The organism is Streptomyces rhizoryzae, assembly GCF_023155275.1.
Lineage (GTDB): Bacteria > Actinomycetota > Actinomycetes > Streptomycetales > Streptomycetaceae > Streptomyces > Streptomyces rhizoryzae.
In genome coordinates this window covers 119772-143611 of the sequence record NZ_JALMUV010000003.1, presented here as the reverse complement: position 1 = coordinate 143611, position 23840 = coordinate 119772, and the positions used below count along the sequence as shown (strand labels likewise).

Annotated in this window: 18 protein-coding genes; 10 read left to right on the top strand and 8 right to left on the bottom strand. The window is 75.5% G+C overall.

Annotation, left to right across the window (positions count from 1 at the left end; genetic code table 11):
- The first annotated feature begins 9 nt into the window (after positions 1 to 9).
- Together MUU72_RS04025 and MUU72_RS04020 are read left to right on the top strand one after the other, a co-directional pair.
- On the top strand, positions 10 to 3252 hold the full coding sequence (locus MUU72_RS04025; protein WP_248011701.1) for a hypothetical protein: 3243 nt from the start codon (positions 10 to 12) through the stop codon (positions 3250 to 3252).
- Positions 3242 to 7993, top strand: a complete 4752-nt coding sequence (locus tag MUU72_RS04020; protein WP_248011700.1) for a peptidoglycan-binding domain-containing protein — start codon at positions 3242 to 3244, stop codon at positions 7991 to 7993. The genes MUU72_RS04025 and MUU72_RS04020 overlap by 11 nt, the downstream gene beginning before the upstream one ends.
- A gap of 14 nt (positions 7994 to 8007) precedes the next feature.
- On the opposite strand, the gene MUU72_RS04015 is transcribed toward MUU72_RS04020, so the two are convergent.
- From MUU72_RS04015 to MUU72_RS04005, 3 genes are all read right to left on the bottom strand, one after another.
- Positions 8008 to 8409, bottom strand: a complete 402-nt coding sequence (locus MUU72_RS04015) for a hypothetical protein (protein ID WP_248011699.1) — start codon at positions 8407 to 8409, stop codon at positions 8008 to 8010.
- A 109-nt stretch (positions 8410 to 8518) separates the two neighbouring features.
- The gene (locus MUU72_RS04010) at positions 8519 to 8959 is read right to left on the bottom strand and encodes a hypothetical protein (protein WP_248011698.1); all 441 of its coding nucleotides are present in this window, start codon (positions 8957 to 8959) and stop codon (positions 8519 to 8521) included.
- A 139-nt stretch (positions 8960 to 9098) separates the two neighbouring features.
- Positions 9099 to 10007, bottom strand: a complete 909-nt coding sequence (locus MUU72_RS04005; RefSeq protein ID WP_248011856.1) for a hypothetical protein — start codon at positions 10005 to 10007, stop codon at positions 9099 to 9101.
- A gap of 766 nt (positions 10008 to 10773) precedes the next feature.
- On the opposite strand from MUU72_RS04005, the gene MUU72_RS04000 reads away from it, so the two are divergent.
- Positions 10774 to 10938, top strand: a complete 165-nt coding sequence (locus MUU72_RS04000; RefSeq protein ID WP_248011697.1) for a hypothetical protein — start codon at positions 10774 to 10776, stop codon at positions 10936 to 10938.
- The gene (locus tag MUU72_RS03995; protein ID WP_248011696.1) at positions 10935 to 12008 is read left to right on the top strand and encodes a UbiA family prenyltransferase; all 1074 of its coding nucleotides are present in this window, start codon (positions 10935 to 10937) and stop codon (positions 12006 to 12008) included. The genes MUU72_RS04000 and MUU72_RS03995 overlap by 4 nt, the downstream gene beginning before the upstream one ends.
- A 41-nt stretch (positions 12009 to 12049) precedes the next feature.
- Here MUU72_RS03995 and MUU72_RS03990 read toward each other — a convergent pair whose 3' ends face one another.
- Positions 12050 to 12823, bottom strand: a complete 774-nt coding sequence (locus MUU72_RS03990; RefSeq protein ID WP_248011695.1) for an alpha/beta fold hydrolase — start codon at positions 12821 to 12823, stop codon at positions 12050 to 12052.
- 93 nt (positions 12824 to 12916) lie between these two features.
- On the opposite strand from MUU72_RS03990, the gene MUU72_RS03985 reads away from it, so the two are divergent.
- Both MUU72_RS03985 and MUU72_RS03980 read left to right on the top strand, forming a co-directional pair.
- On the top strand, positions 12917 to 13453 hold the full coding sequence (locus MUU72_RS03985; RefSeq protein ID WP_248011694.1) for a PadR family transcriptional regulator: 537 nt from the start codon (positions 12917 to 12919) through the stop codon (positions 13451 to 13453).
- Between the two features lie 67 nt (positions 13454 to 13520).
- Positions 13521 to 14477 carry an alcohol dehydrogenase catalytic domain-containing protein gene (locus MUU72_RS03980; RefSeq protein WP_248011693.1) on the top strand — a complete coding sequence of 319 codons (957 nt, stop codon included), beginning with the start codon at positions 13521 to 13523 and terminating at the stop codon, positions 14475 to 14477.
- Between the two features lie 155 nt (positions 14478 to 14632).
- On the opposite strand, the gene MUU72_RS03975 is transcribed toward MUU72_RS03980, so the two are convergent.
- From MUU72_RS03975 to MUU72_RS03965, 3 genes are all read right to left on the bottom strand, one after another.
- Positions 14633 to 16702: a DUF2264 domain-containing protein gene (locus MUU72_RS03975; RefSeq protein ID WP_248011692.1), complete on the bottom strand. Its 2070-nt coding sequence runs from the start codon at positions 16700 to 16702 to the stop codon at positions 14633 to 14635.
- Between the two features lie 305 nt (positions 16703 to 17007).
- Complete coding sequence (locus tag MUU72_RS03970; protein WP_248011855.1) at positions 17008 to 17208, bottom strand: ferredoxin; 201 nt, start codon at positions 17206 to 17208, stop codon at positions 17008 to 17010.
- A gap of 255 nt (positions 17209 to 17463) precedes the next feature.
- Positions 17464 to 18684 carry a cytochrome P450 gene (locus MUU72_RS03965; RefSeq protein ID WP_248011691.1) on the bottom strand — a complete coding sequence of 407 codons (1221 nt, stop codon included), beginning with the start codon at positions 18682 to 18684 and terminating at the stop codon, positions 17464 to 17466.
- A gap of 119 nt (positions 18685 to 18803) precedes the next feature.
- Here MUU72_RS03965 and MUU72_RS03960 point away from each other — a divergent pair, with 119 nt between their 5' ends.
- Positions 18804 to 19469: a TetR/AcrR family transcriptional regulator gene (locus tag MUU72_RS03960; RefSeq protein ID WP_248011854.1), complete on the top strand. Its 666-nt coding sequence runs from the start codon at positions 18804 to 18806 to the stop codon at positions 19467 to 19469.
- 24 nt (positions 19470 to 19493) lie between these two features.
- On the opposite strand, the gene MUU72_RS03955 is transcribed toward MUU72_RS03960, so the two are convergent.
- Positions 19494 to 20207: an O-methyltransferase gene (locus MUU72_RS03955; RefSeq protein ID WP_248011690.1), complete on the bottom strand. Its 714-nt coding sequence runs from the start codon at positions 20205 to 20207 to the stop codon at positions 19494 to 19496.
- 315 nt (positions 20208 to 20522) lie between these two features.
- Between MUU72_RS03955 and MUU72_RS03950 the strand changes: the two genes are divergently transcribed.
- From MUU72_RS03950 to MUU72_RS03935, 3 genes are all read left to right on the top strand, one after another.
- Positions 20523 to 22577: a sugar-binding protein gene (locus MUU72_RS03950; RefSeq protein ID WP_248011689.1), complete on the top strand. Its 2055-nt coding sequence runs from the start codon at positions 20523 to 20525 to the stop codon at positions 22575 to 22577.
- Positions 22578 to 23233: 656 nt separating this feature from the next.
- Positions 23234 to 23497 (top strand): hypothetical protein, encoded by a 264-nt coding sequence (locus MUU72_RS03940; protein WP_248011688.1) that lies wholly within the window; start codon positions 23234 to 23236, stop codon positions 23495 to 23497.
- The gene (locus MUU72_RS03935) at positions 23484 to 23834 is read left to right on the top strand and encodes a hypothetical protein (protein WP_248011869.1); all 351 of its coding nucleotides are present in this window, start codon (positions 23484 to 23486) and stop codon (positions 23832 to 23834) included. Before MUU72_RS03940 ends, MUU72_RS03935 begins: the two co-directional genes overlap by 14 nt.
- Positions 23835 to 23840 lie beyond the last annotated feature (6 nt).

Here is a 23840-nt window from a genome sequence, read left to right as displayed (position 1 = left end):
GCGTGCGCCATGCCGTTCCACACCGACCGCAGCCCGGCCCGCCCCCGCACCGGGGCCACCGCACCGGCCGCCGGGCCGCCGCGGGAACAGGGGGGTGAGCAGGGGGACGACTTCGGCGGCGGGTTCGGGGGCGGGTTCGGCGGGCGGTTCGGCGGGCCGGCCCACGGGCCCCACGGGCCCCACGGGCCGCACCCGGGCCACCGCCCCGGCGACGACGGGCCGCCGGACACCGGGCCGCACGAGGAGGACACCGCCGAGGGCCCGTTCCGGGTGGTGCGCCCCGCGGACCTGCTCCTCCTCGACATCACCCTGGTCAACCTGCGTCTCGACGGCCGCCACCTGGTCAAGCGCGACCCGGCCGCCCCCGCGCTGGTCCTGATCGGTCTGCCGCCGCAGCATGTGCGCGAGGACATCCCCCCGCCGCTGAACACCGTCACCGGCGCGCTCGCGCCCCTGGCGGCGTTCGCCGCCGACCCCAGCCTGCTGGCCTTCTCGGTCCCGCCCGCCCTGGACAGCCTGGACCTGACGCTCGCGTCGCTGCTCGACTGGGCGCGGCTGGTCCCGATGACCGTCCCGGTGGGCCTTGCGACCCCGGACACCCCCGGTACGACGGTCTTCCAGGGCATCGCCCGCACCGTGATCGAGTTCCCGGCGCGGCTGCTGCTCACCTACGACGAGCCGGTGCACTGGCGGACCGCGCCCGGCCCGCAACCCGGCGGCGGCCGCGCGCCGTTGTGGCACGCCCGGCTGCTCGGCCAGCGCGACGGCGACCTCCTGCTGCGGGCGATCGCCACGGCCGGGGGCCGGCCCGCGCTGTTCGCGCGCAGCCCGATCCAGGACGACACCCTCGCGGACCTGGTCACCCTCACCAGCCGGACCGAAGTGCCCGTCCCGCCCGGCAGCCTGCCGCTCGACGTCCCCACCGCGCCCCTGCACGCCGAGCAGTTCCTCGTCACGCCGATGGGCTGCTCGGCCCATCTGCACGGGGCGTGGGAGGCGCCGCCGAGGGACGACAAGGAACGGTACGAACAGGCCGGCCGGCACTTCCCGACGCTGGCGGGGTACGACCACATCACGGGCCTGGGCCGGGACCAGTACATCCGGGTCGTCCGGCGCGGCCGCCTGGCCACCGGCCACGAGTCCCTCGACGTCCTGGAGACCCGGCGGGTGTTCGCCGCACGCCCCGACGACGGGATCGTCGCCTGCCTCCAGACCCAGGAATACCTGGTGATCAAGCGGCCGGTGGTCGACTACGGCTCGGGCAGCGGATACGTCCACGACGGGCGGGAGATGCCGTTCCGCTCGCTGCGCATCACCGACCGGGTGACGCCGCTGATCCAGCCGCACCTGCCGAAGGACGGCCACGCCGCGCCGGCCAAGGCGTTCTGGGTGCAACTCCTGGACACCGGGGCGGACTTCGCGTTCTCCTTCATCGGCACGGACGCCGAGGGCCGGACGGTCAGCTTCACCATGCCGCAGGTCTTCCTCCCCGACGACGCCGAGAACCCGGACCAGCAGCTGCGGGACCTCTACAACCCGCCGGCCGCGCTCGCCCCCGATCCGGCGCAGGCGGCCCTGCTGGTCCAGCGCACCCAACGCGCCCTGGGCGGCCAGGTGATGGCCATGGCGGAGCCACCGGCCGGTGCCGCCGGCAGCACCAGTCATGCGGTCACCACCCTGACCTTCGGTTTCGGCCCGCTCGACGGCGGGGCCGGCCGCACCGTCGGCCTGCCGCACGTGGCGGCCGCGGCGGTCCGCGTGCCCGCCCTGGAACAGTTCACCCCGCACGGCGGGGACCAGGCGGTGGTGTTCAACGCCACCTACCTCAAGCAGACCATGGCCAAGCATCCGGCGGGCGGCTACCTGGACCTGGTGGACCCGGTCGGTCTCACCTTCGCCGCGCAGCAGACCGGCGGACTCGCCAGTCCCAACGCCGCGGTCCGCACGATCACCAGCCAGGCCGGCGTCACCCCCGACGTCTGCGCCACGGACCCCACCACCGGCGAGGTCACCGGCGCGGCCGGGCTGGGCGACCTCCAGGCGGCCTTCAGCAGGGCGAAGCTGCTCGGCTTCATCGACCTCGGAAGGTTCCTCAAGCCCCTCACCAAGGAAAGCCTCGACTCCCTGCGGCACCTCGACGACAAGGCGATCAGCGACCTCCTGGGCCCCGCGGGCGGGGTGCTGCCGGCCCCCGTCCTGCGGATCCGCGACGTACCGGACGGCAAGGAACTGCGCTACGTGTGGAAGCCCGCGCTGGCCCAGCCGACGACGGCGGACGGCAAGAAGGACCCGCACGACTTCCTGGACGTCTCCGCCGCCTCGCTGGTCCTGGACGCCCGCACGGTCCGCTCCGCCGACGCCGCCCGCACCACCGTCGAGGGCAAGCTCAGCACCTTCGCCCTGGACTTCGCCGGGATCGCCCGCGTGGAGTTCAAGGAGTTGCACTTCACCACCGGCGTGGGCACCAAACCGCAGGTCACCGCCGACGGTGTGGAACTGAAGTTCAGCGGCGCGCTGGAGTTCATCAACACCCTGCGCAGCGCCCTGCCCTCCGACGTCTTCGGCAAGGGCGCGTTCCTGGACGTCCAGCCGTCCGGGATCAGCGCGGGCTACGGCCTCGAACTCCCGGCGCTCCCACTGGGCATGTTCACCCTCTCCGGCGTGGCGCTGAACGCCGCGCTGACGATCCCGTTCGACAACCGCCCGGTCTCGTTCCGCTTCTCCGTCTCCGAGCGGGAGCACCCCTTCGGCATCACCGTCTCCGCCCTCGGAGGCGGCGGCTACTGCGCCCTCCAGCTCGGGGCCGACGGGGTCGAGGAGATCGAGGGCGCCCTCGAATTCGGCGGCAGTGTGGCGCTCAACCTCGGGGTCGCCAGCGGCGGGGTCTCGATCATGGCGGGCGTCCGCTTCACCTACGCCGACGACGACGTGTCGCTGTCCGGATACCTGCGGTGCAACGGCTTCCTGTCCGTGCTGGGCATCGTCACGGTGTGCGTGGAGTTCTACCTGGAGCTCAGCTACGAGAAGCACGACCACCAGTCGGTGATCCGCGGCCGGGGCACCCTCACGGTCAGCGTGCGGATCGCCTTCTTCAGCAAGTCCGTCGACCTCACCCTGGAGCGGAGCTTCTCCGGCGCTCCGGGCGACCCGACCTTCGCCGCGTGCGTGCACCCGGACCACTGGCGCGCGTACTGCGCGACGTTCGCCCCGACCCCGGCCCCGGCCCCCGTGGGAGACGGCCATGGCGCCTGAACAGCACCTGAACTGGATCGCCCTGCCGAACGGTTTGACCGCCGACGGAACCCAGGCCCACGTCGCGGTCTTCCTCGCCCCCCGGCTGGTGACGCCCGGCGAGTCGAGCGGCACCGTCCTGGAGCGGTTCCCCGACTTCCTGGCCTGGCCCGACCGGATCAAGGACGCCACGTTCACCTTCCTGACCGGCCGGGGCGCCACCCCCGCGGCCTCCCCCTTCCCCGGCCCGCTGACGGCGCAGGCCCCGCCCCCCGCCACGGCGTCGTGGACGAGCCTGTTCCACCCGAAGACCCCGGTGACGCCCTACGTCTTCGACGACCCCGCGCAGCAGACCCACCGCACCTACTCGGTCAAGGACGTCAGCACCGCCACCCGGACCGCCTACGCCACGGTGGCCAGGGAATCGCCCGAGGCGCCGCCCCCGACGGGCGGGATGCTGCACACGCTGCGCGGCCTGGCGCCGGGCACCGCGACCGCGGCCGCCGCGGGCGGCGCCGAGATGCCGGGGGCGCTGGCCGAGCTGCGCGACTTCCACCGCCTCCCCGGCAGCCTCAAGTTCGCCCACGGCCAGACCACTCCGCCCGCGCCGCCCGATCTGCCGGAGCCCGACTTCCACCACATGCTCACCCTGCTCGGCGACCACCCCCCACTGCTCCGGCACCTCGGCCTGGTCCTGGACTTCCTGCTGCCGGCCGACCGGCTCCCCGTCTCCTCGGGCGAGCAGTTCCTTGCCGTCGTCCCCCACTGGACGTCCGCGCTGGGGAAGGACTCGCACGACGTCCCGGCCCGCACCCGCTACGTCTTCCTCCCCGACCGCGCGGCCTTCGTCCCGACGGCCCGGAACGCCACGGCCGACGACCCGCTGGCGGCACCGTCCCGCGGCGTGGCGGCCCTGCCCGAGGAGGACTTCCGCGTCGAGCAGGTCGACCTCGACGGTGCCGCGCTCAAGCTGCTGTCGCTGCCGCCGGACGCCACCGGGCTGTCGCCGGTGCGGACCCACGGGATCTCCCTGGTCAAAAACGGGCGCCTGGACAGCCTCCGGGCGGACTTCGCCACGGCGGCGGACCACCACCACGCCTTCACCCGGGAGCTGGCCCGGCGCGGCGCCCGCGTCCAGGACCCTGGCCCGTCGCCCGCGGACGCCGCCGCAGGCGACGCCCAGCCCGGGCTGGGCCCCGAGCTGTTCGCCGAGGACGTGATCCGCGGCCACCGGATGGACATCTGGGACGACGCCCAGCGGGGGTGGCTCTCCCTGCACCGGCGGGACGTGGAGTACCGGCAGCCGCAGCACGGACCGCTGCTGCTCGCCGCCTCCGACGAGGGCTTCTTCCAGGACAACCTGATCGGACCGCCGCCCGGCTCCGGCGACCCGAGCGTCGCCGTGCCGGAGACCCTGGCCTCCTGGGACGGCTGGTCGCTGTCGGCGCACCGCCCGGGCCTGGTGCTGGACATCGACGAGGGTTCGGTGGCGGAGGACCGGCCCCCCAACAGGCCCGTCCCGGTCACCAACGACGCGAAGACCGCACTGCCCCTGGAGATCACGGCCACCGCCCACCCCGGCTCGCTGCCCAGACTGCGGTTCGGTCACCGCTACCGGGTGCGGCTGCGCACCGTCGACCTGGCGGGCAACGGCCCCCGCGGCAGCGACGCCGATGCCCTGATGGACCGTCCGGACCTGGCGCTCCCGGCCGACGGGACGCTGGTCTTCCAGCGGTTCGAGGCCGTCCCGGCGCCCGCCGTGGCGCCCCGGCTGCCCTTCGGGGAGGGCACCTCGGCGTACCGGTTGGTGATCCGCAGCAGCCCCGGCGCGGGCCCGCCCCCGGTCCCGGCGCCCGCCCCCGGCACGCCCGGCACGCCCGGCACCGGCACACCTGCCCCCGGTACGCCCGGTTCCGGTACGCCCGGTCCCGCCGCGCCGGTGCGGGTGCTGCTCGCCCACGTCCGGTTCGGCGCGACCAACGAGGACGTCCGGATCGTCCAGCAGGCGCTCATCGACCACGGCCACCCGCTGCCGGGCGGCGCGGACGGCGTCTTCGGCGAACGGACCAGGGCCGCCTACGCCGAGGAGCAGCGCGACCAGGGCTTCACCGGCGACGCCGCCGACGGCATCCCCGGCTGCGCCTCGCTGACCGCACTCGGCGCCAGGAGCAGCTTCACGGTGGACTGCCGCACCGACCCCGCCCCCGGTGCCGACGGCGCCGCCACCACCGGTCTCGGCGACGCCGCCGGCACCGGGCGGACGGCCGAGCAGTACGCCGCGGAGTTCAACCGCACCCCGCTGGTCACCGAGGGCGGGCACGCCCCCTACCAGGGCGCCGACGAACGGCACGTCGTGGCCCCGAAGGCGCCGCTGCGGTGCGTCGAGTGGCACGGACTGCTGGACGCGGCCATCGGCTCCACCGACCAGAGCGTCCAGGACTCCGTCTACCAACTGGCCGTCCGGGAAAGCGGCTCGCTCAACGACCCCGGGCAGCCGGACGTCCGCCTGGAGCCGGTCCCCTCACCGGCGGCCGACCCCCGGAACCCGGCGAACCTCGCCCTGCACACCGGCGAGCAGATCGAACTCCCCTACCTCCCGGACCCGTTGTCCACCGGCGCGGTGCTGCTGGACCTGCCGGGCATGCCGCCCGGGGAGCCGTTCCCGGTCCCCTGGGACGGCGAGGTCTGGCACCGCCCCCGCTCGTTCCGGCTGCGGCTGGTCGAGGGCACCGGACCGCCCCGCTTCGATGCGGCGTCCCGGGTGCTGACCGTGGCGCTGCCGAAGGGCGCGGTGGCCACCGTCCGGCTGTGTTCCGGGATCTCCGGGACCGCCTTCGAGGAGGACGTGCTGGGCCTGGCCTCGTGGTGCCGGCAGCCACCCGCCCCGCCACCGGCCGCCCCCTCCGGCACACCGGCCGACGGGGACGGCGACGCGGCGGCCGCCCGGGCCGCGGCGGAGCAGCAGGCCCACGACGCGCTGGAGCTGGCGGCAGCGGGCCGGCACTGGATGTTCACCCCCTGGCGGGAACTCACCCTGGTGCACGCCGTCCAACAGCCGCTCCGGGCACCGGCGTTGGACCTGCCGCGCACCGGCCCGGCCCGTGACCCCAACGCCACCGCCGAGCACCTGGCCGGCGGCATCACCCTCGACGAGGCGACCACGGGCCGGATCGACCTGGTCGCCGAGTGGACCGAGGTGACCGACGACGGCCCCGCGGGCCGCCGGACCCAGCAGCTGACCGTCCCGGTGTTCGGCCTGCTGACGGGGCAGGTGCCCCGCACCGGCGTCCCCGGCGCCGAACCCGCCGTCCTCCGCGACGGCCGCCTGGACTTCAACACCGAGGCGGCCGAGGCGAAGGCCAGGGCAACGGAGGAACAAGCCCGGGAACAGGCCAAGGCAAAGCCCGGGGCCGGCCCCGGCACCCCGGGCGGTACCGGCCACCCCGACGGCGGGCCCGCCCCCGCCACGGTGGTCCCGGTCCCGCCCGTCCCCCCGAAGCACGAGTTCGGCGACACCAAACACCGCACGGTGCGCTACCACCCGGTGGCCGGCAGCGCGTTCGCCGACTCCTTCCCCCCGGAGTTCGCCGCACCCGGCCTCGACGCGCTGACCGTCCGGGGCGACGCGCAGGAGCGCGTGGTGCGGAGCAGCGCCCCGCCCACCGCGCCGCGGCTGCTGTACTGCGTGCCCACCCTCGCCTTCGAACCCCTCGGCGGCCCGCCCGGCACCCTCGTCCACCGCCGGCGCGGCGGCGGCATCCGGGTCTACCTGGACCGGCCCTGGTACTCCTCCGGGGACGGCGAACTGCTCGGCGTGGTCCTCGGCGAACCGCCGGGCGGCGACCCGGCCTCCCTCCGGGACGCCTGGGTCACCCTGCTGGGCCGCGACCCCCTCCACCGGTCCGCGCCGGTCGTGGCCCCGACCGCGGCCACGTTCACCAACGCGGAGCGGCCGTCCGGGACGCTGTCCCTGCCCACGCCGTCCGGGACGCTCGACGTCACGGTGGTGGGCTTCACCCCGCGGTTCGACGCGGACGAGCCGGGCGGCCGCTGGTTCTGCGACCTGGAGCTGGACACCGGGACCGCCTGCCTGCCCTTCGTCCGGCTCGCCCTGGTCCGCTACCAGCCGGACGCCATCACAGGAGCCGAGATCTCACACGTGGTCCTCGCCGACCTCGTGCGGACCCTCCCCGACCGCGAACTCCGGGTCGGACCGGGCGACCCCCTGTCGGTCAGCGTCACCGGCCCGTCCTGGGACCCGACCGGATCGCAACGGCCGCGGATCACCGCCGCGCTCCAGCGCCGCAACCACCTCGTCGACGACGAGGACCTCGGCTGGGTGACGCTCGACGCCACCACCACCGAGCTCACCTCCATCGACGCGGAGTCCTCCGCGACCCCGTCCTACACCGGCCAGGTCCCGGTCCCGCCCGTAGGGCGCGGCTCCCCGCTGCGCCTGCTGGTCATCGAGACCGAAGGCATCCCACCCGACGCCCCACCCCCCGCCCCCGGCACTCCCCCCGGCACCCCCGGCCCGGTGGTCTACTGCGACGCCATCCCCCTCCCCCCGCTGCCCGACGGCCCAGGTGACGGCGACGGCCACGACAACGGCCATGACGACGGCCATGGGGACGGGGACAGGGACGACCACGACCACGACCACCGCCGGGACGGGAACGGCCACGGCGAGGGCGATGACGACCACGGCGGGCCGGGCTTCCACGGCGACCACGGAGGGCCGGGCTTCCACGGCGGAGGCTGACGTCCGAGCCCCGGCTACTCCTCCGCGGTCCGGGCCCCTGAGGCGCCCCCGCCCCCGGCTGCTCCACCGTCCCGGCGGGAACCGGAGCGCGGCCGCCGCAGGGCGGCGAGGACGAGTTCCCACAGCCTCCGCAGCCCGCGCCGGCCCGGCCGTACGGGGACCGGGCCCGGCGCCGGACCGCGCGCCTGCGCGGGGCCCGGCGGCCCGGGGTCGGCAGCGGGAACCGCATCCGCCTCGGGCCGGGGCAGTGCCGGTTGGCCGGGCACCGCGGGGGCGGCCCGGGGCCGGTCCGGCGCCGGTTCGGGGTGCTGCGCGGCAGCGGTGGGGGTCGTGGAACGGGGTGCGGGACGGGGTGCGTTGCGGACGGCCTCGGCGCGGACGAGCGCGCCGAGGGCCGCGAAGATGTCGGCGGGCATGCCGGAACTCCTGCGGTGAAAGGGTGCGGACGCGAGGGGCGGCAGACCGCGCCCGCCCACCGGCTGCGCGCACAGGACGGCAGGAGGACGGGAACGCGGCCGGGCCCGCTCAGCAGCGCAGCACGGTCACCTGGGGCAGGGATCCCGCGGGGGCAGCGGGCCGCAGGGCCCGGGAAGCAGCGTGCCCCGGTGTGGCCGGGGACGCCGGACCGCCGGCTTCCCGGACGGCCTTGCCGCCGGGTCCGGTCGGCGCGTGCGGGCGCAGATGGCAGGCCGTGGCGTGGCACAGCCGCCGGAAACCGCTGCCCGGATGGCGCGGGTCGTCCCCGGAGGGCGTCAGGACGTGCGCCGCCGCGTCACAGGGGCGGCCGGTGGTGCCGGTGGCCACCGGCGCCTCGGCCGCGGCCGGGCACCTCCCCTCCGCGGCCGGTGCCGCATCGGAGAAGGCGGCGGTCAGCACCGTGAACAGCAGGGCCAGCAGCGTCAGGAGCAGCAGCGTGCGACGGCCGCCGGGCGCGGCCGCGCGGCCGGGGCTGACGGTCTGGCGCATGCGGGTCTCCCAACGCTCTTCCCGCAGGGGATTCCCTGCGGAAGAACCGGGCATTCGGGAGACACCGGAAACCGCACATGATTCCACTCGTTCCGGCTATGGCTCGCATGTATGCCCTTAACCGCACTTGCGCCTGTGCTCAGGCGGACGCCGCGGCCCGCGCGAAATGGTGCGAGAACCGCTCCAGCGGCTCACCGTCCGCACTCCACGGCCAGGGCGTCGCCACCCCGCCGGTGGCGCGCAGCGCCTGCGCCGCGTCGCCGGGCCGGGCGGCCTTGATCAGTGCGTACGCCAGCACGTTGAGGTCGGCGAGCGCCTGGGCGTGGTGGAGGAAGCCGGGGCTCGTCCAGTAGTGCGCCGCGTGATCGAGTACGGGTACCGCGTCCGGGCGGCGCCAGAACTCGCCCGCCCCGAGGGCCGTCACCCCGCCGGGCGTCATGGCGCGCTGGTGGCTGCGGACCAGGGCGGTCAGTTCCAGCCCGGCGGCGGGGGCGTTGGGCGGCATCGCGGAGCGGACGCTGTCGAGCAGGTCCAGCACCTGGCTGCTGGAGCCGCACTCGTCCGGGGAGAGGTAGCCCAGGGCCTGGAGGTGGGCCTCGCGGTTCCACGGGTCGCGGGACTTGATCTCCCGCCAGATCGCGGAGAGTTCGCCGGACGGCCGCCGCTCCAGGCGCAGTACGGCCAGGTAGAGGGTCCAGGGCGTGGGGTCGGCGGGGAGCAGCTCGGCCGCCCGCCGGCAGGTCTCCCGGGTGGCGTCCAGGTCGATGCCGGCGCCCTGCCGGCCGGCCTGGACCAGGTCCGACCAGGCGTGCAGCAGCAGGGCGGACGGGTCGTCCGGGTTGTGCCGCCGCCAGATGCCGGGGAGCCCGCGCCCCGCGGCGCCGGCGAGCACCCGCAGGCGGTGGGCCTTGCGGTCCCAGTCCTCCCCGGCCTCGTCGATCGCCTCCTTCAGCAGGGCCATGACAGCCGTATCGAGTGCTCCACGGTCCCAGCACGTCTCGACGCGCCGCCGGACCCGCCCCAGCGCGGCGTCGTCGAGTTCGGGCACCAAGCGGGGACGGTTGCCTTTGCGGCGTCTGAAGACGGGCATTCCGCGGTGGCCTTCCGGGTGAGGTGGACGGACGGAGTTGGGGCATCGTAAGGGCGAGGGCGAACCGCGGACACGGCCGCCCGCACTCCGAGACACTGCGTAGGCGGACCGACGCCGACGACCACAGCCGTCACGGCCCCACCGCAATCCCCGTCCGGCCCCCGTCTCCCACTCGGCCGCCGCCCCCCAGCTTGCCGGTCCGTGATCACAAACCGGTCACACTTCGTTCAACAAACCCCCCATTCCCGGCCGCCCGCCGACCACGTCGGCGTCACCGGCACCCGCCGGAACAGCGCTCTTCGGCGGGCTCCGCGGCCGCGGAGCCGACGGGGCCGTGCGGCCTTACGGGAGGTCCGGCGGCTGCCACACGGACTCGCGGGTGGCCGCCGGATCCGCCGACGGGTGGGAGTCCGCCACCGGTTCGGCGACCGCGGCTCCCCTCCGCGTACGCGAGCACGGACATCTCCGTGGTGAATCCCTCCGGCCCCGGTTCGCGGCTCGGTTGCCTCTCGGATCAGCCCCCAGGTGGCCACGGTCCCCCCTTCACGTCGGAATCGCCGCCCGGTGTCCCACCGTGGGGCGGCGCGCATCCGGACCGTCCATCTGAGTACGGGTACTCAGGTACGTGGGTACGGATCACGTGATGCTCTGGCGTGGCACGGCTCGTGTGCGGGGGCGCGGAAGCCCTTCGCCGCGCGGGTGGGGGCCGGGAGGGGAGGAGAACATGTCGGAGGATCCACGGCCCGGACGCGGGGGCCGGGCGCGGCGTTCGGGCTGGGCGGTGTTCGGCATCGTGCTCGCGGTCGTCCTGGCGCTGTGCGGGCTGGTCGCCGTGGGACTCGCCGTCCTCATGGTGGTGGGGCTGAATCAGTGGGGGAGCACGAAGTGACGGTGGCGACGCGCGGACGGGTGCTGTTCATGGTGGCCAGGCCGCCGGTGCTGGCGCTGCTGGCCCTCTACACCGCGCTGGGGGCGGCCGCCGGGAGCCGGGCGCACGCCGGCGGCGGGGACGCGTTGCCGGCGACCGGCCGGGCGCTGCTGCCGGTCGCCGCGTTCCTGATGTTCTCGGTGGCCTGCAACGACCTGGCGGACGAGCGGATCGACCGGGTCAACCTGCCGGGCGACCGGCGCCGGCCGCTGGTCAGCGGTGACATCGGTCCCCACGGGATGCGGAGCGTCGCGGTGGTGTGCGCGGTGGTGGCGCTGACGAGCGCGTTCCTGGTGGCGCCGTGGGCCGCGGCGGTCACCGCGGTCGGGCTGGGCCTCAGCGCGGCGTACTCCCTGCGGCCGGTGCGGATCGCCGACCGGGGCGCCCTGGCCTCGCTGGCGCTGCCGGCCTGCTACGTCGCGGTGCCGTTCCTCGTCGGCCGGCTGGCGGCGGGGGGCGGAACGGGCGCGTGGGCCGGGACCGGCGGTTGGCCCGGAGGCCGGGAGCTGCTGCTCCTGGCCGGGCTCTACGTCGGCTTCATCGGCCGGATCCTGCTCAAGGACTTCCGCGACGTGCGGGGCGACGCGCTGTTCGGCAAGCGGACCTTCCTGGTCAGGCACGGCCGCGTACGGACCTGCCGGCTGAGCGCGGGGTGCTGGACGCTGGGCTCGGCGCTGCTGGTGGCGGGGGCGCCCGGCGGGCCGCCGCCCGCGTTCGCGGCGGCCGTCGCGGCCCAACTGGGCGTGGCGCTCTGGCTGTTGCGGCGCCTCGCGCAGGAGCGGCACCCGCACCGCGAGGAGTTGCTGATCTGCGCCGCCGCCGTCGTCGGCCGCGGGGTGATGGCGGTGACCCTCGCCCAGCTCTCCATGCGATCGCTGCACTGGTCCGTGGCGGCACAGGCCGCCGTGCTCGCCGCCGTGCTGGCGCTGGTGCTCGGGCAGACCTGGACCATGCTCCGGTACGGCCCCGGCGGCCCCCGCCGCTACGTCCCCGCGCGGTACCGGCCGGAGGAGCGGGCGACGGCCGGCTGAGGTCCGGCCCCGGGCGGCGGCCGCACCGGAGCGCCGCCCGGTCAGCCGTCCGTCAGCGCCCGCGCGGTCGCCCGGGAGAACGCGTCCGGGTTGTCCAGCATGATGTTGTGCCCGCAGTGCGGGATGGCGACGAGGCAGACGCCGGCGTCGGTCAGCTGCGCGGCGCCGGGGAGCGGGCCGTCGCTTTCCGGGCTCAGGTAGGTCCGTGGGACCGCCAGGCCGAGCAGCAGTTCACGCATGGTGGGGTCGGTGCCGCGGGCCAGGTGCACCGCGCTGCGATGGAGGGCCTCCCGGCCGGCCAGGCGCATCGTGGACCACCAGTGCGGTCCGACGGCGTCGCGGATGTCCCGCCAGCCCCCGGCCAGGAACTCCTCCTCCGTGTAGGCGGCGATGCCGCGCGTGCCGGGCCGACCGCGCGCGGGGGTCATCGGGTCGAGGTTGGCGTCGACCAGGACCAGGCGGGAGACCAGGTGGGGGTGGCGGTGGGCGAGTACGAGGGCGACCGCGCCGCCCATGCTGTGCGCGACCACGTCGGCCGCCCGGACATCGGCTGCCCGCAGGGCGGTCGCGAGGGTGTCGGCGTGGTCTTCGAGGGTGTAGTCGACGTGCGTGGGGCGGTCGCTGAGGCCGAAGCCGAGCAGGTCGACCAGGAGGGAGCGCGGGCCGGTGAGGGCCGGGTGGACCGCGGCGGCCGCGAAGTAGGGGGCGGCGGAGGCGCCGAGTCCGTGCAGGTAGACCCGGGGGCGCCGGGGGTCTCCCGGTATCTCCACCCAGCGGATCCGGTCCCCTTGCGGTGTCACCTGGGCGTCGCGCATGTCTGCTCCTCGACCGGCTCACGTCACTCTCAGTGCATCGCCGGGACCATACCTCGCAGGCGAGGTATAGCGGAGCTGGGGCACAATGCTGCCGTGGTGGAGTTGGCGATCTTGGGTTTCCTGGGCGAGCGGCCGCTGCACGGCTACGAGCTGAAGCGGCGCGTCGCGCACCTGACGGGGCACGTCCGGCCGATCGCGGACGGCACGCTGTATCCGGCGATCAAGCGGCTGGAGAAGGCGGGTTGGCTGAGCCGCCGGACCGAGCCCGGAAGCCGGGCGGCCCCCCGGCACGTCCTCAGCCTGACGGAGGCCGGGCGGGACGAGCTGCGGCGCCGGCTGCGGGACGCCGGCGGCGTGCAGATCAGCGACGAGAACCACTGGTTCACCGTGCTGGCCTTCCTGCGCCAGCTCGACGACCCGGCTCAGCAGGCCGCGGTGCTGCGGCGCCGCCGGGACTTCCTCCGGGAGCCGAGCAGCTTCTTCTACGAGGGTGAACGCCCGCTGGCCGCCGAGGAGTTCGAGGATCCCTTCCGGCAGGGCATCCTGACGATCGCCCGGGCCACGAGCCGGGCGGAGATGCGCTGGTTGCACGCGACACTCAAGGCGCTCGACCCCCAGGGCCCGCGCTGACGGTGCCCGGCCACGGCAGACGTGCTCCGGAACCGGCGTGCCGCGGCAGGCGAGTACATTCGGGACCATGCGGGCAGTGGTGATCGACGGCAGGGGCACGTTCCGGCTTGCGGAGCGAGCCGATCCGGCGGTGGGGCCCGGTCTGGTGGCCGTACGGGTGCACGCCGCGGGACTCAACGCCGCCGACCTCCAGCAGGCCCGGGGCGACTACCCGGCGCCGCCGGGCTGGCCGGCCGACATCCCCGGGCTGGAAATCGCCGGTGAGGTCGAGGAGGTCGGGGCGGGGGTCACGGACGTGCGGGCCGGCGACCGGGTCATGGCTCTGGTGGGGGGCGGCGGCCACGCCGAGAAGATCGCGGTCCCCGCCGAGCTGCTGCTGCCGATACCCGTGGGGCTGTCCTGGCGGGAGGCGGCGGGGTTCCCGGAGGCGTTCAGCACCGCCTGGGACGCGCTGGTCGTCCAGGCGGGGGTGCGCGCGGGAGACCGGGTGCTGGTGACCGGGGCCGCGGGCGGGGTCGGTACGGCCATGGTGCAGGTGGCCACCGCCTCCGGCGCCCGTGTCGTGGCCAGCGTGCGCCGGACCGCACTCCACAACCGCGTGCGGGAACTCGCGCCCGCAGGCGGCGGCGTGGACGTGGTGTCCCCCGGCCAGGAGGGCGAACGGGCCCCCTACGACCTCATCGTCGAACTGGTCGGCGGGGAGGACTGCCTGCGCCGCGTGGAACTGCTGCGCACGCGGGGGAAGATCCTCGTGGTGGGGGTCCAGGGCGGTGCGGTGGCGCCCTTGCGCATGGTCGACCTGATGCTGGCGCGCGCCCAGCTGATCGGCACCACCATCCGCGGCCGCTCCCCCGCCGAGAAGGCGCTCCTCGCGGCCACGGTGCGCACCGGCGTCGTCCCGCTCCTGGCCGACGGCCGCCTGCGGGTCCCCCTCGACGCCGCCTTCCCCCTGGACCGGTACGCCGACGCCTACGCCCGGCTGGCCGGCCCGGGGAAGTTCGGGAAGGTCGTCATGCTGCCGTGAGGGCGCACTGCCGCGCGCCGGGGGCGGCGCGGTTCGGCCGGCGGGGCCCCGCCGGTGAGCCGGTGGACCGGTCGCCCAGCAAGCCCCTGGCCCCGTAAGCCCGTAGAACCGTAGCCCCATAGAACCGTAGGCCCGTGGAGCCATCGGCCGGCGGATCAGTGGATCACCGGGGCTTCTCCCGGGGTCACCCGTGCGTAGCGCACCAGGTCGGGGAGCGGGGTTCCGCCCAGGTGTGCCGGCGTCCGGGGCGGCCGGGCGCCGAGGGCGACCAGGATCCAGGTGCCGTCGGGGAAGGCCGCGGTGACCGTGGTGCCCTCGATGGTGCAGTGGACGTCCGGCGGGGTGGGGTCCGCTCCGGGGCCGGTGAGGGCGATCAGGGCGACGTGCACGCTCCGTGCGGTGGTCCGCCGGGCGGTGGCGTACGGGACGGCCGAGTGGCGGCCGAAGGCGCTGCCGTCCGCGACGGCCGCGACCGCCACCGCACTGTGTCCCGCCAGCGAGACGAACGTGCTCGTCAAGTCGGCGCCGGTGACCGCCTGCGCCCAGCGGTCGCCGGTCCGGGCGCGCGGGGGCCGCTCCCCCGCGACCTGCCAGCCGCTGTCGTACGCGTCCAGTCCGGCGGGCGCCTCGACCAGATGGGCACGGAGTTCGAAGGCTCCCCAGAACACCGCCGCGGTCTCGATGCGGGCCTCCGGGTGCGCGCGGCCGCGCCAGACAGGGCGGTGCCAGGACGCGGCGTAGCGGTCCAGGAGCCGCAGGCGGTGGATGCGGGTGCGGCCCGACAGGCCGAACCGCGGGTGGCGGAGCCCGATGTGGTTGTCGGGGGTAGGGAACGGCCACCGGGGCGTCCAGGCGCCGGTGTCGTGGTACGGGCCGGTGGCCGTGGAGTAGGCGAGCCGGGCGTAGTGCGGGTCGCCGGGCACGCGTTCCGGCGGCCGGGCGCCCGGCGTGCCGTCCTGGGCCCGGCCGCTCCCCCGGGTGTCGCCCTCGTGGTTGTCGCTGCCGTGGTTGAGCAGGCGGACGATGCCGTCCGCGCGGGTCGCGGAGAGCAGCAGGCCGGGGACGGGCAGGGCCAGGACGCGGTCGCCGCGCTCGACGGGCAGCGGCTCCTCCCGCTCGGTCCAGCACGGGTGGGTGGCGGGCAGCAGCAGGCCGAGGAAGGCTTTGGCGAGCCAGTACGGGGAGCCGGGGCCGGAGTAGCCCTGCACCATGGGCGGGTAGGGCCGGTACCAGCCGAGGGTGGCGATGCCGTGCCGGTCCCGGAAGCCGCGGTCGGTGAAGTGCCGGAGCGCGCCACTGGCCAGGCGCCTGGTCTGGCCGGGGCTCAGCGGGGTCGCGTCCGCCAGGGCGCCCATCCAGGGGGCGGCCACCGCCGCGAAGCGGTAGATCAGCGAACGCCCCTGGTGCATCGGCGCCCCGTCCGCGCCGAAGAACAGCGCGAAGTCCGCGAGGAAGCGCCGCAGTCGCGCGGTGTACTCCGGCAGGCGGTCCGCGGCGCGGGCACCGGCCATCCGGGCCCACAGCAGGGGGTAGAGGTGCAGCGCCCAGCCGTTGTAGTGGTCGAAGTGGTCCGAGGTGCGGGGGTCGCCGCCGTCGCGGTACCAGCCGTCGCCGGCGTAGAACTCCTCGGTCCGCGCCAGGTCGGCGGCCATCTCGGCGCGGTCGTGGGCGGCCCCGACACCCGCCAGGAATTCCCCGACGATCACCCGGAACAGGTGCCAGTTGTTGTCGGGTATCCGCAGTCCGAAGGCGCCTTGCAGCCAGTCGGTGAGCTGTTCCCGCACGACGCTGGGCAGGTGGTCCCACAGCCACGGCCGGGTCAGGTGGAGGCCGAGGGCGAGGGAGCACGCTTCGACGAGGGTCTGGGGGCAGTCCTGGCCGAGCGCGGGCCAGGCTTCCGGGTGCCGTGGATCGGTCCCGGCGCGAAGGCCCGCGGCGTACGCCTCGACGAGTCCGGCGGGTGCCTCGCCGCCGCAGCCGGCGGTGCGGAACGCCAGCAGCAGGAACGTGCGGGCGAAGCCTTCGAGTTGGTCGGAGTCGGGCCCGGAGGACGAGGGGCGGCCCGGCAGTACGATCCGCGCGCCGGCCGGGGAGGCGAACCGCCGTGCGTCGGCCAGCAGGTGGTCGGCGAGGGCCACCCAGTGCGCGCGGCCGTACCCCGTGAAGGGCGACAGCGCCCGGTCCTCGGGCGGCAGCGGCGCCCCGCCCCCTTGCGCCGTGGCCATCGGGCTCCTCCCGTCGGTGGGCGGTTGGGCGCTGCGGTGCGTGGCGGTACGCGGCAGCCGACCGCTCCGGCACTGCGCTCCGGCGCGGCGCGGCCGGCCCGTGCGGCCGAGTCGGCCGCTCACCCCGGTCGGCCCCTCGCCCGTCGGCCCGTTCGCCCGCACCGGGCCGGCACAACGCCCGCACCAGGATGGCCGAGGGACGCCCCGAGCAGCGAGCAGCAGTCCGGACAACTGCCCGTGCGGCCGCACGGGGGGGCGGAGCGCCCCGCTCCCTCACGTACGACCGCCCGCCACCCGCCGCCCGGCTACCCCGCGGCGTCCGTGACGCGGACCGCGCCGGACGGGCAGAGCAGCCCCGCCTCGCGCGCGGCGGCGCCGTCGCCGCCGTCCGCCGCGGACCGCAGCACCGTGACGATGCCGTCGTCGTCCTGGTCGAAGACGGCGGGGGCGGTCAGCGCGCACAAACCGGCGCCGACGCACACCGTCCGGTCCGCGGTCACCCGCACACCGCCTTCGCGCGCCGCGTCCTCACCCTGGCTCATCGTGCGTCCCCTCTCCCGCTCGGCCTGCCGCTCACGTCGCCGCTCCCCCGCTGCTCGCTGCCGTGCCCGGTCTGTTTCCGGCAAACGCCCCGGCCGGCCCGGCAGTTCCCGAGGCGCTGCCCACCGCACTCCTCCCGGCCGGGCCGACCGCGCCGGCCCGACCGGCCGCGCCGGTCCCGCCCGCCGCTCCGGTCCCACCGGCCGTGCCCGCCGTGCCGTTCACCACGTGACCGGGAGTTCGTTGACGCCCTGGATGGTGGTGCCCGGCCGCAGGGTCAGCTCCTCCACGGGGACGGCCAGTTTCAACGTGGGCACCCGGTCGAGCAGGGCGGCGAGGATGACCTCCAGTTCCAGGCGGGCGAGGTTCTGCCCCAGGCACTGGTGGACCCCGAAGCCGAAGGAGAGATGGTGGCGGGCGGAGCGCCGGATGTCGAGGGTGTCGGGGTCCTCGAACACCGAACCGTCGCGGTTGGCGATGGAGTTGGTGACGATCACGCCCTCGCCGGCCCGGATGAGCCGGCCGTCGATCTCGATGTCGGCGGTGGCGACGCGGCCGCCGGCGATGTCCGCGATCGCCAGGTAGCGGAGCAGTTCCTCGACGGCGCCGGGGATGAGCCCGGGATCGTCCCGCAACGCGGTGTACTGGTCGGGGTGTTCGAGCAGCGCGATCACGCTGAGCGAGGTCATCGACGCGGTGGTCTCGTGGCCGGCGATGAGCAGCAGCATCGCGGTGGCGATCAGCTCCTCGCGGTCGATCTCGCCGTTGGCCAGCTGCCCGGCGACCAGGCTGCCGACGAGGCCGGGGCCGGGCTCGGCCTGGAAGGCGGTGATCAGCCCGTCCAGGTAGTCGGACAGGTCCTGGCGTGCGGTGACCGCCTGCTGGGCGTCCGTCGACTGCACGAGGCGCCGGCTGGCGTCCTGGAAGAAGTCGTGGTCGGCATAGGGGACGCCGAGCAGCCGGCAGATGACCATGGACGGTACGGGCAGCGCGAACTGGCTGACCAGATCGGCCGGCGGGCCGGCGGCGAGCATCTCGTCGAGGAAGCCGTGCACGATCTCCTCGACCTCGGCGCGCATGCCCTTGATCTTCTTGACGGTGAACTCGCTGATGGTCATGCGCCGTTTGGCGCCGTGCTCGGGCGGGTCCATGCCGATGAAGGCCGGGCGGACCCCCCGCACCGCCTCGAACCGCGGTGAGGTGGCGGGGAAGCCGGGGTGGGTGCGGTCGGAGGACAGGCGGGGATCGGCGAGCAGCTTGCGGGCGGTCTCGTGCCGGGTGACCACCCATGCCTGGCGGCCGTCGTAGAGGGTGACCCGGTGCAGTGCGCCGGCGGCGTCCCGGAGCCTGGCGTAGCCCTCGGGTAACGCGTACGGACAGGTGCGGTCGTTCGGGAATGCGGGGGCGTCGGCTATCTGGGGCGTCATGGCGGTCTCGGTCATCGGTCCCCTCGGACATCGTCCTCACCCACCGCTAGGGAACGGTGAGTTCTCTAATCGGCAGAATAGGCTTGGCGTGATAGAGAACGCAACGACCTCTCCGGACATCTTCAGGAGTCACGCTGTCACCGAACGCCGACCCCGCCGCCGGCCCCTGCGCCGCGACCGCCGCCGACCACCGCAAAGGGCCGCGCCGCCGCGGCGCGGAGCTGGAGCACGCCATCCTGGCGGCGACCCTGGAGGAACTCAGCGAGACCGGCTACGCGGCGCTGACGATGGAACGGGTGGCCGCCCGGGCCCGCACCGGCAAGGCCGCCCTCTACCGGCGCTGGGCCAACCGCGCCGAACTGGTCATGGACGCCGTCCGGTCGGCCGGCATGTCCGATGTGCGGCTGCCCGACACCGGTGCGCTCCGGACGGACGTACTGGCGCTGATGCGCCAGCTCGCCGCGAAGATGGCCAGCCCGCTCGGCGGCATCCTGCGCGGTCTACTGGCCGAGATGACCCGCGACCCGGACTTCGCCGCCCTGATCCGGGAGCGGGTGCACACCGTCGGACCGCTGACCCTGCACACCATCCTCGAACGCGCCGTGGAGCGCGGGGAGATCGACCGCTCGATGCTCACCTCGCGCCGGGCCTCGGTCGCCACCGACCTGCTGCGCAACGAGTTCCTGCTGTTCGGCGCGCCGGTCGAGGAGTCCGTCCTCATCGAGATCGTGGACGATGTGTACCTGCCGCTGATCCTCCGTCCGGCACCGCCCCGGGCGGGCGGCGGCGCGCCCGCCTGAGGGCGGCGGTGCCGTCCGGCCCCGTCAGGTGATCAGCGCGAGCGCGAAACCGTCGTAGCCCTTGGCGCCCACGGTCTGCACGGCCGTGGCGCTCAACCCCGGCTCACCGGCGAGGAATGCGAGGCCGCGGCGGATGCCCTCGGTGCGGGCGCCGGTGTCCTCGGGGTCGATGACGGCCCCGTCGGCCACCACGTTGTCGAGGATGACGAGGGTGCCCGGCCGGCCCAGCTTGAGGGACCACTCCAGATAGGCGGCGTTGTTGCCCTTGTCCGCGTCGATGAAGATCACGTCGAAGGGCTCACCGCCCTCGGCCGCGAGGTCGGGCAGCGCGGTCAGCGCCGCGCCGACGCGGACCTCGACCCGGTCGGCCAGACCGGCCCGCACGAGGTTGGCGCGGGCCACCTCCGCGTGCTCCGCCCGGGCCTCCAGGGTGACCAGCCGGCCCTCCGGGGGCAGTGCGCGGGCCAGCCAGATGGTGCTGTAGCCGCCGAGGGTGCCGATCTCCAGGATGCGGCGGGCGCCCCGCAGCCGGGCGAGCAGGTGCAGCAGCTTGCCCTGCGCGGCGCTGACGGCGATCTGCGGCAGGCCCGCCGCGTCACTGGCCTGCCGGGCCTGCGCCAACGCGTCGTCCTCCAGGGCGAACAGCTCGGCGAGATACCCGTCCACGTCGGCCCAGCGCTGACGGCTGGACCGCGGCCCGGATTGCGGACTCTCCTGCGGAGCCTGCGGCGTACTCATACGGTTTCGTCCTCCCCTTGACGGTGTCCGGCAACGGCCGCGCGCCCCTCGTCCGCGAGGCCGGGCGCGGCCGCGGGCGCGAGGTCGCGCACCCCACCGGGCAACCTCTGCCCCTCCGCCCCATCCAACCACCCAACGCGGCCCAGGGGATGCGCATTCCCCCTCCGGCCGGCCGACCCCATGCCCGCCCCACAGTCGGCAAGGGGGACGTGAGATGGCCGGAACGGTGCGGTTTAACGCGCACGGCGGGGCGGAGGTCCTGCAACCGGAGGAGGTGCCGGTGGGCGCCCCCCGCCCCGGCGAACTCGCGATCCGGTGGACGCGATCGGCCTCAACCGCGCCGAGGTGCTGTTCCGCAGCGGCCGGTACACCGAGGCGGCCCGGCAGTTCCCGGCGCGGCTCGGCACCGAGGCCGCGGGCGTGGTCGAGGCCGCCGGGCGGCGGGTGACGGGCTTCGCGCCGGGCCATCCGGTCAGCGTGCTGCCCGCCTTCTCGACGAACGACCACGGCGTCTACGCCGAACGGGCGCTGGTGCCCGCGGCCGCGGTGGTGCCCCGCCCCGACGGACTGGATGCGGTGGGCGGCGCGGCGTACGTCGCCTCGGGGCTGCGGACGGAGGCGTTCCGGCCGGTCGTGGACCGGCCCTTCCGGCTGCCGGAGATCGCCGACGCGCACCGGTACCTGGAGGCGGGCGCCGGCGTGCTGTTCATCGGCGCGCACCCGGACGACGAGTTCCCGTCGCTGGCGGCCTTCGGGCAGTGGCGGCAGCGCCGGGGGCTGACCACCGGGGTCGCCACGGTCACCCGCGGCGAGGGCGGCGGCAACGCCGGCGGGCCGCAGGAAGGGGCCGCGCTCGGCCTGATCCGCGAGCGCGAGGAGCGCACGGCGGTCGGCTTCGCGGGGATCCGCAACGTCTACCACCTCGACAAGCCCGACTTCTGGTACACCCTCTCGGCTCCCCTGACCGCACGCGTCTGGAACCGCCGCCCGCAGCCGCCCACCGACACCCTGGAGCGCCTCGTCCGGCTGATCCGGGCGACCACCCCGAGGACCGTGGTGACGATGGAGCCGCGGCCCTTCAACCAGCACGGTGCGCACCAGGAGTCCGCGCGCCTGGCGATCGAGGCGTTCCGGCTGGCGGCGGACCCCACCGCCTTCCCCGGGCAGCTCACCCGGGAGCGGTACCGGCCCTGGCAGGCGTCCGAACTGCGCACCCAGAGCTGGGGGTTCACGGGCCCGGTCGGTCCCCGGTGCGCCCGGACCCGGGCCACCGACCCGCACACCGGGCTGCCGGTCGAGGGCTTCTGGACCGGGGTGCGGTCCCCCACGGGACAGACCTGGGCGCAGGTCGAGCGGAACGCCGCGCGCACCTACGTCACCCAGGGGTTCGGCTCGCTGCCCAGGAAGGTCACCACCCCGCGCCGCAGGCTGCCGTGCGAGTGGTTCACGGTACTGTCCCGCAACGGCAATCCGGTCCCGGCCCCGGTGCGCGACCGGTCCCGACTGCGCCCGCTGTACGCCGAGTTCCGTGCCTGGGCGCGCCGCACCGGTCTGCCGTGGCTGGCGAACGACGCCCAGCCCGCCTCTCCCGCCAGCCCCTCGGCCAAGGTGCCCGCGGTGGAACGGGCGCCCGTCGTGGACGGCCGGGCCGGCCCCGGTGAGTATCCCGGCCCGGCGCTGACCCTGCGGCACTGGGAGGGCAAGCGCTGCGCCCCGGCGGACTGCTCCGCGACCGCCCGGATCTCCCGCCACGCCTCGGCGCTGTACGTCCTGGTCCAGGTCCGGGACGACCTCATGGGCGCGGCCCTGGACGCGAAGGGCGACTGCAAACGCCACTGGCGCACCGACTCCGTCGAGATCGACCTCGATCCGCGCGGCGCCTCCGACGACACCTCCACGACGTTCAAGGCGGGCATCCTGCCGTTCACGGCGCGCGGCGCGGGTGCGTGCGCGGGCCGGGACGGCGACAACCGCCAGGGCCCGGCGGCGACCACCGCTCCCGGTATGCGGGTCGCCTCGGTGGTGACCCGGCCGTACACCGGCTACACGGTCGAGGCGAAGATCCCGTTCGCCGCGCTGCCGGCCGCCGTCGATCCGGACCGGCTCACCGCCAACATCCTGGTCTACGACTCCGACACCCGGGACAGGACCGGCAAGAGCCGCCTGGCGTGGTCGCCGTTCGGCAGCGCCCAGGCCGACCCGTACGGGTGGGGCGCGGTGCGGCTGCCCGGCCACACCCCGGTCGTGCGGCCGGTGAGCCCGCCCCGGATCCCGCTGGAGGCCGCCCGCAGCCAGGACTCCCCCGCGGCGCGTGCCCAGGCCCGCCGCACCGGTGTCCCGCCGGCCGTCGGGCCCCGCTACCGGCACTGAGGGCGAGGCGGGGCGCCGCACCCGTCGGTGGGGCGCCCCGCACCGTGTGCGCGCCGCTCACCGGCGGCGGCCGCTCCCGGTCAGTTGTCGAGGCTGGTGTGGTTCCACCAGCCCTGGCGGCCGACGAGGAAGGATGCCCTGGGAGCTGAGCGGGTCGAAGGCGGCGGCCGCGTCTCCGGCGGCCGTCCAGCCAGCCGTCCCCGTGCACCCGGTCCAGGTGGGCGGTGTGCGCGGGGGCGCGGCGCGGGCGCGTGCGGGTGATGAGCCCGTGCGGGCGGGCTCGGCGGGAGACGTGCCGGGTGGCCAGCAGCCGTGCGCGGAACCCCTCGGTGCCGCGGTCGGGGGCGAGGGGCAGGTCGGGGTCGGTGAAGTAGGCGACCAGGCGCTGTCCGGAGGGCAGCGGCGCGGCGGGCGCCGGCCCGGACCGCGAGCGCGGCGCCCCGCCCGGTGGCGTCCACCACCCAGCAGCACCCGACCGTCCGCTCGGCGCCTCCTGCGCGCGGCCGCAGCACCACCAAGAGGACCGGTGGTTACGGCCGGTGGCGCCGGCGCGCCCGGCGCGCGCGACGGGTCCCCGCACCGGCCGCCTCAACTGATCGGGTGCAGTCCGGAGGAGGTCGTCGTCCGCGGACCGCGCGCCCGCTACCCTCCGCGCCATGGGGACCTTCGCCGACGAAGCGCGCTCGCGGCTGGCGAATCTGCTGCGGATGGCCGGGAACAGCGAGCGGGACCGGGCGCTGATCATCGCCTATGTCGAGGCCACGCCCGAGCCGCCGCCGCTCGGGCCGCGCGGCATCCACACCAGCGGCTGCCCGCAGTGCCGGAACACCATGTGGGGCCAGCGCGACCGCGACGGCCGCCCCATCTCCGTCTGCGCCCGGTGCGGTTTCGTCAAGGAGGCCGACGGTGGACTGTCCTGACTGCGGCTTGCCGATGCTGGAGCCGGGCCCGCAGAGTAACCGGCACTGCTGCTACCGGTGCGGGCGCGTCGCGGCGACGGGTGAGACCGCGGACGACATCACCATCCGGGAGCGGATCCGGCAAGAGGCGTTCGTCCTGCTCGACTACGCGATGGCGCTGCGCGGCGGGTGCCGCCGGCGTACCCCGAGGGAGGACCTGCGGATGGGCCAGCTCATTCAGACCCGGGGCTGCGGCAGATGCGGCGGCACCATGTACCGGACGGTGGAGACCGACGACGAGGGGAACCCCACGGGCGAGAGCCAGTTCGTGTGCGCGGCCTGCGGCCACGTGGAGTGACGTGCG

Excerpts from the sequence above, each read along its gene's own strand:
- MUU72_RS04010 (WP_248011698.1), bottom strand. The coding sequence starts at position 8,959 with ATGCGCCAGACCGTCAGCCCCGGCCGCGCGGCCGCGCCCGGCGGCCGT.
- MUU72_RS04015 (WP_248011699.1), bottom strand. The coding sequence starts at position 8,409 with ATGCCCGCCGACATCTTCGCGGCCCTCGGCGCGCTCGTCCGCGCCGAG.
- MUU72_RS03980 (WP_248011693.1), top strand. The coding sequence starts at position 13,521 with ATGCGGGCAGTGGTGATCGACGGCAGGGGCACGTTCCGGCTTGCGGAG.
- MUU72_RS03990 (WP_248011695.1), bottom strand. The coding sequence starts at position 12,823 with ATGCGCGACGCCCAGGTGACACCGCAAGGGGACCGGATCCGCTGGGTG.
- MUU72_RS03955 (WP_248011690.1), bottom strand. The coding sequence starts at position 20,207 with ATGAGTACGCCGCAGGCTCCGCAGGAGAGTCCGCAATCCGGGCCGCGG.
- MUU72_RS03975 (WP_248011692.1), bottom strand. The coding sequence starts at position 16,702 with ATGGCCACGGCGCAAGGGGGCGGGGCGCCGCTGCCGCCCGAGGACCGG.
- MUU72_RS04025 (WP_248011701.1), top strand. The coding sequence starts at position 10 with ATGCCGTTCCACACCGACCGCAGCCCGGCCCGCCCCCGCACCGGGGCC.
- MUU72_RS03965 (WP_248011691.1), bottom strand. The coding sequence starts at position 18,684 with ATGACCGAGACCGCCATGACGCCCCAGATAGCCGACGCCCCCGCATTC.
- MUU72_RS04000 (WP_248011697.1), top strand. The coding sequence starts at position 10,774 with ATGTCGGAGGATCCACGGCCCGGACGCGGGGGCCGGGCGCGGCGTTCG.
- MUU72_RS04020 (WP_248011700.1), top strand. The coding sequence starts at position 3,242 with ATGGCGCCTGAACAGCACCTGAACTGGATCGCCCTGCCGAACGGTTTG.
- MUU72_RS03940 (WP_248011688.1), top strand. The coding sequence starts at position 23,234 with ATGGGGACCTTCGCCGACGAAGCGCGCTCGCGGCTGGCGAATCTGCTG.